This is a genomic window from Agrobacterium sp. fls2-241-TYG-188a, assembly GCF_030209845.1.
On the sequence record NZ_JARVRD010000006.1, the window covers coordinates 230301 to 241131 of the forward strand.

At 51.1% G+C, this 10831-nt stretch carries 10 protein-coding genes; 3 read left to right on the forward strand and 7 right to left on the reverse strand.

Translation table 11 applies throughout. The features are described 5' to 3' along the window. Window positions 1–56 precede the first annotated feature (56 nt). The 3 genes from QRN85_RS18860 to tssI all read right to left on the reverse strand — a co-directional run bounded on the left by QRN85_RS18860 (window position 57) and on the right by tssI (window position 4512). Window positions 57–1139: a hypothetical protein gene (locus tag QRN85_RS18860; RefSeq protein WP_113218286.1), complete on the reverse strand. Its 1083-nt coding sequence runs from the start codon at window positions 1137–1139 to the stop codon at window positions 57–59. Window positions 1140–1244: 105 nt separating this feature from the next. Next, on the reverse strand, window positions 1245–2393 hold the full coding sequence (locus QRN85_RS18865) for a hypothetical protein (RefSeq protein WP_284759744.1): 1149 nt from the start codon (window positions 2391–2393) through the stop codon (window positions 1245–1247). 7 nt (window positions 2394–2400) lie between these two features. Further along, window positions 2401–4512 (reverse strand): type VI secretion system tip protein TssI/VgrG, encoded by a 2112-nt coding sequence (gene tssI / locus QRN85_RS18870; protein WP_284759745.1) that lies wholly within the window; start codon window positions 4510–4512, stop codon window positions 2401–2403. Window positions 4513–4712: 200 nt separating this feature from the next. Here tssI and QRN85_RS18875 point away from each other — a divergent pair, with 200 nt between their 5' ends. Both QRN85_RS18875 and QRN85_RS18880 read left to right on the forward strand, forming a co-directional pair. Further along, the gene (locus tag QRN85_RS18875; RefSeq protein WP_284759746.1) at window positions 4713–5657 is read left to right on the forward strand and encodes a hypothetical protein; all 945 of its coding nucleotides are present in this window, start codon (window positions 4713–4715) and stop codon (window positions 5655–5657) included. Window positions 5658–5753: 96 nt separating this feature from the next. After that, window positions 5754–6059, forward strand: a complete 306-nt coding sequence (locus tag QRN85_RS18880) for a hypothetical protein (protein ID WP_162746575.1) — start codon at window positions 5754–5756, stop codon at window positions 6057–6059. 129 nt (window positions 6060–6188) lie between these two features. Here the strand turns inward: QRN85_RS18880 and QRN85_RS18885 are convergent, their stop codons facing one another. The 4 genes from QRN85_RS18885 to QRN85_RS18900 all read right to left on the reverse strand — a co-directional run bounded on the left by QRN85_RS18885 (window position 6189) and on the right by QRN85_RS18900 (window position 9733). After that, the gene (locus QRN85_RS18885; RefSeq protein ID WP_113218282.1) at window positions 6189–6599 is read right to left on the reverse strand and encodes a hypothetical protein; all 411 of its coding nucleotides are present in this window, start codon (window positions 6597–6599) and stop codon (window positions 6189–6191) included. A 929-nt stretch (window positions 6600–7528) separates the two neighbouring features. Beyond that, complete coding sequence (locus QRN85_RS18890; protein WP_284759747.1) at window positions 7529–8461, reverse strand: hypothetical protein; 933 nt, start codon at window positions 8459–8461, stop codon at window positions 7529–7531. 397 nt (window positions 8462–8858) lie between these two features. Beyond that, complete coding sequence (locus QRN85_RS18895) at window positions 8859–9512, reverse strand: hypothetical protein (protein ID WP_284759748.1); 654 nt, start codon at window positions 9510–9512, stop codon at window positions 8859–8861. Further along, window positions 9509–9733: a hypothetical protein gene (locus tag QRN85_RS18900; protein WP_284759756.1), complete on the reverse strand. Its 225-nt coding sequence runs from the start codon at window positions 9731–9733 to the stop codon at window positions 9509–9511. Before QRN85_RS18900 ends, QRN85_RS18895 begins: the two co-directional genes overlap by 4 nt. 65 nt (window positions 9734–9798) lie before the next feature. Here QRN85_RS18900 and QRN85_RS18905 point away from each other — a divergent pair, with 65 nt between their 5' ends. Next, the gene (locus tag QRN85_RS18905) at window positions 9799–10437 is read left to right on the forward strand and encodes a hypothetical protein (RefSeq protein ID WP_162729405.1); all 639 of its coding nucleotides are present in this window, start codon (window positions 9799–9801) and stop codon (window positions 10435–10437) included. The last annotated feature ends 394 nt before the right edge of the window (window positions 10438–10831 follow it).

The following is a 10831-nucleotide window of genomic DNA, read 5'->3' on the forward strand; positions in this document are numbered from 1 at the left end:
ACTCACCAGATGGAACGCTGATCGCAAACGTCGGCGCTTCCATCGACCCCAACTCTCTATTTCAGCTGATCCACCAATCCGTCTCCAATGGTGCGCGTGACGAAGTCCGTATGGATCATTGTTGCAATGTCCGTTGGTGTGGCAGGAAACGCCGTGAGCGAAGCTATTGCGACAACCACGCCCTTCTTGAGACTTAGTAGGGTCTTGGCACGTATCTTCTGTCCGCTACCTTGGAGGGTGACGATATCAATAAAGCCTTTGTCCGCGTCGCCGATTTTTTCCTCCGGAACGAAGCTTACATCCTCATCCAATTTAAAGCCGACGTCTGGCATAAGGTTTTGCAATTCGATCTCTACTACCTTCGCAGCGAGTTGACGCAATTGTTCATCAGTGGGAGCGAGGTTCGCCTTTGGTGTCGGAAAAACGAATAAAGATACAGCCGAGTTTCCGTCGGGATCATTAGAGTTTGTAAAGATCGCACCAGCGTAGGAAGGATTCGGATCGCCGTTTTGAGAAAGCTTTTTCCATCCATCGGGTAGTCGAGCGGAGTATGCAGCATGACCGCTGGACGGCAGCTGTTCCGAATGCATCGCGCCGTCAATGCTATCAGCTTCCTTGTTGTCAAGCTTTAGCGCCCCCAGAAATTTTGCGATTTCGGGTTCGACACGTTGAGCCTGATCTTGCGCATAGCTGGCTCTTATGATGAGCAAAGATGTGTCTTGACGCCAAACAGCGACCCTTTCTCGGCGTTCGAATCCGTTATCAGGCCCAATAGCGAAAACGTCACCTGCATCTCTGCCATATTCCTTCATTGCAGAGACCGACGCTCCCGACTCTGTTGCGAAGAGGCGTGCGTAATCTACGCCTCTCGCCACTTTTTCGGGCTTGATTTCGGCGCTAATAATCTGAATTTCCAGATGGTCCCGGTTAGAGGGGTCATAGCCAATAGATTTCAGCTCAACTTTGTCGAACACGGAATAGGCATCCCATTCCGACAACGTTCTATCTTCATTAAACCATCTGACGCCATCAATTTTTACAGCGTGAAAATTCAAATTCTTCGAACCTTTAACGCTGAATGCTTCTGAAGCCTCGGCGGTTTTGTCTAATTTCAAACGGCTCGCATAATCTTCAGCCATCACATTCAATCCAATTGCGGTGGTCAATAAAACTAGCGCTGAAAGACACGTCCAACGCGTCACAGAGAATAGGTAATGCAACGTTTTTTCTCCCTGTCATTTTTATTACCATCCCTTGATAAGGTCAGCTGCCTTATCGAGACCAGTCAAACCAGCCGATCCTTTTACACCGCCGCCCAAACCAAGGCCCAGTTTTACACCCGCTTCAGCTCGAGCCTTACCATTCTTAACCCCCGCTTCGGCGGATCCCTCCGCTTGAGCACCCACAGCTCCCTGCAGTTCGCCGCCTAAACACACGCCGATGTCCCATTTGTCATCTATATAGGGCTGGTGGGAGCCAGATAGCTTGTTCCATAGGAAAACCCCAGCATTACCAACACGTGTCGGAGTAACGCAGAGCTCTCCTTTGATCGTACCCTCAACTACGTTAGCCTTAGCCCCCAACTTACCGGTTAAGGTAATCTCCTCGGGATTTTTAACAAAGGCTACTTCCCCTTCCGCCTCAGCTTTTAGAAGGGCGCCTTCTGCGGATCCTGATAGTAGTTGGTCTTTTAGTACCTCTACTTTACCTTGAGCTGCCGCATAGCTTGCCTTTGCTGTGGCTTTGGCATCAATACCGCCCTTCGTGAAAGAAAAGCCTGTTTTTGCGTCGCCTTCTCTTGCGTGTATTTTGTACTCGCCTGAAGCCCAGTCTGTTTTTGGATCCCCGAATTTATCTTCGTAGGCGCTTTTATCGAGCTTCCACCAAGTATACTCTGCGATCTGGAAATTGCGTTCCTTCCACTTTCCCCGCCAATCTGTGTCATGGTCAGTTTTGCCATTGGGATTACGTCTAGTGTAGCCGGACGCCAAGTACTCTCGGACACCCCGCTGAATCCCCCTGCGTTGTCCAAAGTCCTCATACTTTTGACTGAATTCCCCGAACTTCCATGCCTGCTCTTGTTCTTCTTCTTGCTTTTCGTTTTGGCGTTCTTTTGGTGGAACAAGTTTGTTGACAGTCGATGCACGTGCAAAGGAGACTGCGTCCGCAACATCAGGAATGTGCTCGCAAAGCCTTCCACAAGATTGAGCGTTTGACGCTGGTACATTGTGCGAAAGGGATGGAGAAATCCGCGGGGAGACCGGAAAAAAGGGGTGCCGTTTGTACGTCGATAGATCTGTCTCCAGCATATCTAAGACGTTTTCGTCCTTATAGGCTGAAAACGGGACCCCCATCCAAGGTGACCTCTCAAGTTCTTTAGGTTTTTCCGCCATTATGATCTCAGTTTTGAGTTATTTGATCAGCTTCAAACGCTATGTGTTTCCCTTTGATGACAATGTGGCCTTCTCTGGACATCGTCAGCATCGAGTTCTCGCCAACTTTGATGGTTAACTGTTCCCCCACCCGAATATTCATGATGCGTCCAATATCCGTATCAGAACGGCCCCTTACTATGACGCTATGAGATTTACCTACTGTCGTTTGATAAGTATGGCCAACAATTGTAGATTTCGCTCCTCCCACAACCTCTGACGATCCGATACCCACGACTTGAGAATGATTCTTCTCTACAAAGAGTTGGAAATTCCCTTTTGCAAAATTAAAGGGATCAGGAATTTTAAGTTTTCCGAGTGCTGTTCCAACCGCATCAAAGACGAGTTTCGTCTTATCTCTTAACAGGGTGGATAATGCATTCTCACCAACCGCAATAGACATGTTGCCAGCGATTACTTCATCATGGTCCCCAAGAACCTCTGTTGACTTGTCGTTGGCCACGAGTTCAGACTTATCGTGGCCAACACGTTTGGAGTAATCGTTTAATATTTCGAAGTTTGTATCTTTCTGAGCATGTAGGAATACCTCTTCGTTGTCTGCCGCATCCTCAAAACGCAATTCGTTGAACCCTACGCCTTTGTGCGTATTCGTCCTAAAGGTACTTCGCGTCTTATTCGCCGGCAGATCATAAGGCACGGTCTGTCGTGCATTCGGTACCACCCCCGTCACTAGCGGCCGATCCGGATCGCCATCGACAAAAGCGACCATCACTTCCATCCCAATGCGTGGAATGATCTGGCCGCCCCAGGTGGAGCCCGCCCAGTTTTGGGCGACGCGGACCCAGCACGTATCCGTTCCATCCTTCTTAGCCTTGCGGTCCCATGGGAACCATAGCTTGATGCGGCCATATTGATCGGGGTGGATTTCTTCGCCTGCCGGACCGGCAACGATGGCAACCTGCGTGCCTTCTATCTTCGGACGCTTGGTGGTGCGGTGCGGAGTGAGCGGAACGCGGGCGGGGATGGCCTCGAACTGGTTGCGGTATTCCGGTTCGTTGCTGTTGGTCTCATAAGAACGATCCACGATGGTGTGGCTTGCTTTTATGATCACATGCTCTTCATATTCGTGCTCGGGATGGGCAACTTCGTAAGGCGTGAAGCGGCGGCCTGCCTCGAGTATGCGGGAGGTCGATCCGCCGAAGACACGGTCGTGGTCGGCTTCGATGGATTGCGCCCGCAGTTTCTGGGCCCGCTCTGCCTCTTCCACGGTCTTGATACGGGCGGGGTATTCGTAAAGCTCACGCTTGGTCGCATCCGGCATCTGCACCAGTGAAGGTGTCATATTGCTGGGCACCATGCCGGGTGTCTCGAAGTTCCAGTCTGCACCTGCGCGTTGGCCTGGCACATAGGAAAACCGACGGGCCCAGTCATTGATGTGGTTGCGATCCGAGGAGCCCTGAGCCAATCGCACCCTGCCTTCGCCTTGTGTAGAGGGAGATGGACCAAGCCAGCCATTGGCGGTATCGGCCACATGCAGCTTGTGAGAACCGTCTTCGTGGCTAAACCAGTAGAACAGTCCGTCCTCTTCGAAACGGCGGAGCAGATAGTCCAAATCCCGTTCGTTAAACTGCACGCTGTAGTGCTGCGGTGGTGGAACCTTGATGATGCCGGATGTATCCGGGGCTGGAATGCCGTGTTCGGAAAACAGCGTTTCGGCGATCTCGATGGATGTCTTGTCCATCCAGATGCGGCAGTCTGAACGGCGAGAGAGCAGCCACATTTGTGGGCGGATAGTCATGGCGTAGGAGCGCAGGCCTCGGGTGATCGGCGGCCCTTCATGCAGGTCGGTCACCAAACCGTTGAACGGGCGACGAATACCGCCGCCTTCTCCATCGCCTTGGCTCACCTCAATCGAGACGTCGACCAGCCTGCCGATCAGTTCCTCTGGCTTGACCGATTCCTTTTTGGCGCGGACATTCAACTGTATCTCGAAAAGCTGCGAAACGCCTTCATTGATCACCATCCGCTCGGGCAGCAACTGATCTTCGCCGAGCGGCGACTTGACCTTCAAAACACGGCTGGCCTGGATGAACTCGGACGACGATGGCTGCTCGGTCATTGGACACCCCGGTGATCGGATTGGGTAAATTATCAATCAGCTGTCAAAATCTGGACGCAATGCAATCAATCATTGTGGCAAAAGCATGGAGCTGTTTACATTTGTACAACCGACTGCTCAGAGAATCGTTCCGCAACCCCAAACTCGCCGCAATCTGCCGACTAATTCACGATGAAAGCAGGTGAGGAAAGGGAAGAGCCATGGCATTAATGGATGGGGACACTGCGGTGGAAAAGATCCGCCTGAAGGCTCATAGCCCCAACACGAAACACGACGCCGAGTGTTACGGTCTCCACCGGGAGGAGGCCAATGAACGTCGTGGTGCCAGCTGGTGGGTCAGCATCCGGCGACGTGGCCACAAGATCGTACGGCTGTTCAAGGACAGCATCTATGGCTCGGATGATGCAGCCTACGCTCAGGCCCGCGCCTATCGCGATGCCATCATTGCCGCCATTCCCCCTGCCACCAATCACGAGCAGGCGGTTCTTCTGCGAAAGAATAACGAAAGTGGAATCTCCGGGGTACGGCGGGTCGAAACCCGCGAGGGCGACGCCTGGCAGGCGACATTGATGACCAATGACGGCCAGAAGCGCGAGAACTTTACCGTGTCGAAGTTCGGTGAGCTTGCAGCCAAATCCATGGCTATCGCCCAACGACGCAAATGGCTCGCGACCTTGCCCGTTACATATCTCGCCTACGCCCATCACGCAGCGGAAGTGGCGCACGAGCATTTTGCCGACGATCTGATTCCGGTTAGCGACGTCATGCCGGAGACCCAGCTCGAGGATGACGAGATCGAAGCCCGCATCCAGTTGATCAATGATAAATTCGACAGAACGCGCCCTAAGCGGCTGCGGGTCCGCATTAAAAGCTATAACACCGACAAGCTCTCGGTGTTCGTATCCGATGCGGGCAAGCCCGCAAAACGCAAGCTAATTCAAATCAACACACGAAAGCTGGGAAAGCTGAACGTTCTGACCGAGGCAAAAGCAAAGGTCGAAGCCGCCATTGCGGAGTTCTACGATCCCCACACCGCAAAGTGGTTCATGGACGCGCACGGCAATGCGTTGCTAGCTGAAGACAGGTTTGATGTGCGGGAGGGCTTCAACGTGCTGGTCATGGTCGAGGCCGCAAAACGCCCTTAGGCTATCGCCAAAACAAGGGCCATCCGCTGCTCCGTTTGAGTCGAACGTGAAGCGAGACGTCAAATTAAAAATCCTTGTATCACTTGGTGTGCGTTCATGCTGAAACGCGATTTCTGGAGCGCCCCAAGCCAAATTGCATGTCGCATCTGTTCGAGTTCGTTCTTGCTGGAATTTTTGCAGCGTTGCTTGAGCAGTACATTTGCGCCGATGATCAGCCCCAGGCTTGGCCAACCGGTCGACTGGATCAAGATGCAAGGTCATGAGGGAGCGGGTGATTGCGCACTCTTGGCTTTAGCTGTTCGTTTTTCATATGAGTTTGATCCATTTTTCCGTTTGATCGTGATCCACTTGCGCCGGATAAAACTGTTGTCAGGCAACTCATACACCGGATCTGCGGGCTAACAAGAAATGGATAACGGGTTACATGTCGCTGAAACCCAACAAAATCATGTTAACGTCGATATTCGGCCTGACCTCAACATTTCACTTCACGAAATTCCGCACCTCACGCAAATGCCCAAATAATAAATATCAAGTGATTGACGTTGTTTCCGGGAAGATTTTTTTCCACCAGATCTGGTGTTCTGTGAGTGATCCCACGTCGGCCCAAGGGGCGGCATCAAACAAAAAGTATAGTTTTGTTTTGTCAGGCTTATCTAGATGATCACAAGCATATAGCAGCAGACCGGCGTTAGCATCTCTGACAAGAGGCGACATGTATGCTCGAATGCGAGCACCATTACATAAGAATTTGTACTCACCATCGACGCGGCTTCTTATTCTATTAAAAGCGCTCCAAAACAAGTTGCCCGTCCTAGCCTCTTCCAGAAATATCTCTCCGGCTACTCGAGCGCTTAACGTAAGATTCTGCACGTCATAAGTAAACTCACATTCTCCTAGTGATTCGCCAAATATATAACTCACTAAGACTGTTTTTTTCATCGATTTTACTTCAGATAAATTAGGTTAGAAATAGATGGGACAATTCTAACGCCTGGCAGTACCGGGCGGGCACCAATAATATCGCGAGCTAGAATTGCATTTGGTACCGGAACCTCTAGTTTATGTGAATAGAAATCTGCAAAGCTGGGTCCGAAATCGTCGTAGTCGATCAGCTTCCCACCACTCGATAATCAATTTCATATCCGTGGTTTCCTTTGTCCTGAAAATTCCTGCTTTAATGATGTAGCTTCGTCAATGGATGTCGGAAGATAGCCAGATTCATCGTTACCCAAAACATGTTGCCTAAAGCCCACGTTTGAACCTTTGGCTTTGAAAAATGTCGGTATAATACATCAAGAAAATTCGGGATTATTGCGGGTACTTCTGGATTTAGGGAGGACATAAGTTGGCGTTCACCAGCAAAATCGCCCGCTATGACAGTCGGTGGCGTGTTCTGTTTCCGCTGAGAAAGACCGGATTGCAACAAGCTTCCGTGTCGAGCTTGACAGGATTCATCACGTCGGGAGCACGGCCGTCCTGCTTGGCTGCCATTTGCACAGCAAGAGCGCAGTTCTGAACCGCCTTTGGAGACCGCTGCAGAATATACCTACGCTGAGAGATGCAACGCCGAAGGCAATCTGATTGCGACAGTGCACCCATTATGTAGATCTCAATCACTATGCGTTCGTCTACGGTCCTGTCAGCAAAGCCTTTGTGAAGTGCCTGCATGGGAAAACCGGCAGAGCTGCTGCTGTTCGGAAAAGGAAAGGTGGTGAGGACAGCAATCAACCTGGTGAAAAAGATGCTGAAGTTTCGGGCTCAAAACGGAGTGAATTCTCCTTGCTGATACCGCGCTGCCAAGCCGCGATGGCAGGTGCCGCAATCCTCCCTTAACGTGTGATTTCGCCCGCAGCAGGAACTGACCCACATCAATCAAAACGTGTCAGATAAGCTTCGACCTTACTTTTGTGTTCCGGCGTGCCGTTGCCACCGAAGCCGAAGGCTTCCAAAACGCCATGGGGCATGCGAACAGGAGCAAGATAACGTGCAGACACCTTATAGGCACCGATATCTTCGCCCTTGTTGACGTCACCCCAGATCGGGCGCTCGCCGGCGGTTATGCAAAGAACGCTATCGGATTTTTCTATTTCTACATTCGGCGTTTCATTTAATTTCGATTGATCGGGCAAACGATCCCAAAACTCGGCGCCCACAAACGTCCGCCAGCCGATATCGCCAATGCCCGGTTGCTCACCTGGCTTCCAGCGATAGGCCGAGCCTTCCTTGCGAATGCCTTCCATAAGCATATCTGGCGTGACGTCGATCACAGCCCTATACCGAGCTGTCGTGCCGCCCACCATGAACTGTAAGCTGCTTTTATAAGGGGGCAGGAAAAAGCCCATTCCCATGACGCCGCTGATCACCGGCGCCTCCATGAGCTGCTCTGTCACAAAATTTGCATAATCCATCGCCGAGCTATCGTCTTCAGGGATAGCGATCTCAAGAAAGTTGAAGTAGCTGCGCTGCTCGACACCAAAAAAAGGGAGTGCTGGCTCCTTGAAACTATCCAGAGCGTAGCCGTAGCGTCTGATGCCCTGGCCGTATTTCGTTCTTTGCTTTTGAAAAAACGAGCGTCCGTCTTCAATGATCTTGGGGTTTGCCCAGCGAATCTTGCCTGTATATCCCGGGAAATTGTAAGACGTGACATTGGCGCTTTCACCAAAAAGCGCCTCGAATTTTGCATAGATCGAAGTCAGGATCTGTCGATTGCGCTCGCCGTGTATATCACCATCGATGATCGCTATGATGCGAAAAGCCGGCACGGCAGTCGGATCTCCTTCATAGAGAATGAAATCAGGCATGAGGACTCCAAATACGTTTATTAACTAGAAGGCAAAATCAGACCGCACTTTTTGTCGCACTGGCAGCTGTCGTTGTAGATTTTTTGGATGACGGGACGGCCTTTTGATTTGAAGCCTCCAGCAGTTGGTTGTCGCAGTACTGAGAGCCATGCTGCGCTTTTCCGCTTGGACTATGTTCACACGCCGCGCACTGACCCTTCCATAACGCACCGCAAACAACGATCGCCATCTTCGATTGGCAAAGTTTCTGTTGCCTTGTCCAACCCGATCATCTTGCCAAGAGCTAAAACCTCGAGTCGCCCGGAATGTCATTCACAATGGTCTCCCTGCCTCCCGGTCTGAGTGATTTCATATGAAGGACCGAAAACGGCTCCTGCATGCCGAAGGACAATCAGGGTTATTTAGTTCCGCTTACAAGATGGTTGAGGCTTTCGTTCTTCCATCGTGAAAGTTCATCTAATAGCTCGACCGCAGATCTTTTTTCTTCGTCTGTGAGTGTCTCTTGTTGGTTAGCGAGATCTGTCACGCCGCTGAAGATAATCGCAGTTTGTTCACCAAACTCACGGACACCGACATCCCAGGTCATGGATCCGGCTGGGCCTTCGATACGATTTGCACGCATTTCAATCTGTTCGAACAAGAAACCTTGCAAATTTTCGGATTTAAGACTTGAAAGCTCTAGATGCAGATTTGGCCCTCCGCCTGCTTTGGCTAACATTTCGATCAACTGGCGCCGTGCTGCGGAATATTTCTGTGCCTCTATCACCGGATTAAAAATGAATCCGCCCGCGAAAGCGATCCTCTCATCAGAGTCACTATCGGTGAAGACGTAGACCTTCCCGCACATATCCTCGGCAGAGACGATGTTTTGGGTGGAGTAGGGAGGCATGGCTATTTTAAGCTCTGACTTAACGCATATAGGCGTGGCTTTGAACGCGTCCTCTTCTCCAACCCACTTAGACGTGTCATTCGCCTTCGCCGTTCCGGTCCCAAATATCAGGGGCAATATTAAAACAGTTGCGTAACATCCTTGGGCGGTTTGACTAATCATCGGGCGATCTTTCCTCCTTCGATAGACCCGCCGAGGGTTCCACCCGCTCCAACGGCCACTTTACGTTTCCCACCAAGCTTCCATTTAGCATTTTTCTCAAAACTGCCCTCATCCACGAAGGCCTCAATGGAACAGACCGGGTTGTCCTGCCCCACGTAATCATCCCCCGCCTCCGGCAGAGGCAGCAATTGCGAGCGGTCCGTTCCTGAAAGATGCGTCATAGCAAAGTATAACATCAACCGCTATCTTCAGGAATCGACGAGGAGTTTTCATACCGGAGAACTGCATGGGACATTTTAAGCTTGTTTATCAGAGCTATCCGCTCGACCTTAAAGTCCAGGAACCGCGCATCACCTTGCGAGCCACAAGTGGATCTTGGCCTGGTCAGAAACTGGAGGAGGACTACGTCGGCCTGAATTTAGAAGTGAAATCTCCGAAATTCTTCTTCGATCCCAACAACGACCCCGAGGATGACGTCTCGCAGTGGTTGAACCCGGGTTTGGATACACAGTGGCTAAAAATTCCGCTGAAGCGCTTTGAGAATCGTGATTATCGCAGTCTCCAAGAAATTCGGGCAGACTTCCAAGGCGAAGGAACTCGAAACGCTTTGACTGGGGAGGATTGGTGGGAAGCCCCCGGCCTTATCTCCACTTACAGCGACGAGTTCTTCGCTCGTGCGGAAATCTCCATGCGTCACCATGGTGGCGGCACGTTTTTGGTTCAGCTTTCAGGCACCACCCAGTTCGACACGGCATTTGACATAGCCTTCAGTGCTCCCCTGACTGTCAAGCTGGTCGGCTATCGCAACTCGTCGACCACAGATGATCTTTTAGGCTGGTTCGACCGCTTTCTCAGAAAAGACGACTTCACTTTCACGCGGCTGCAACGAGGTGAAGATCTTTATCTCGATGGTGCGGTCAAGTAACAGCCGCACCAATCGTGCTGAGCGCTTCGAGTTCGAGGATGATCGGCGAAGATCCACAGACCATATGACGGTCGAATCGGGATTATTAGGCCGCATGAAGTTTCGGACGCTCTGCCCAATTAAAGCGACACTTGTCTTCCTGACTTTTGCAACGTCGCAGGATAGAGAAATTTTGCGCCAGCCGCGATGTCCGGTATTGGCGCAAAATTGATTGGCCATCAATGGGGTGTAATGGGTTTGTTCTCAAAGCGAATTCTGAAGTTGCGACGTTGGAAATCTTCTCTGAAACAGACGAAAATCAGTTCGAGATCTTCCAAAGTATCTTTCCGTCCCAGGAGGCTTAACGTAGCGACGATGACGCCGTTATAGCCGCGTGTGATACGAAACGCTGCAT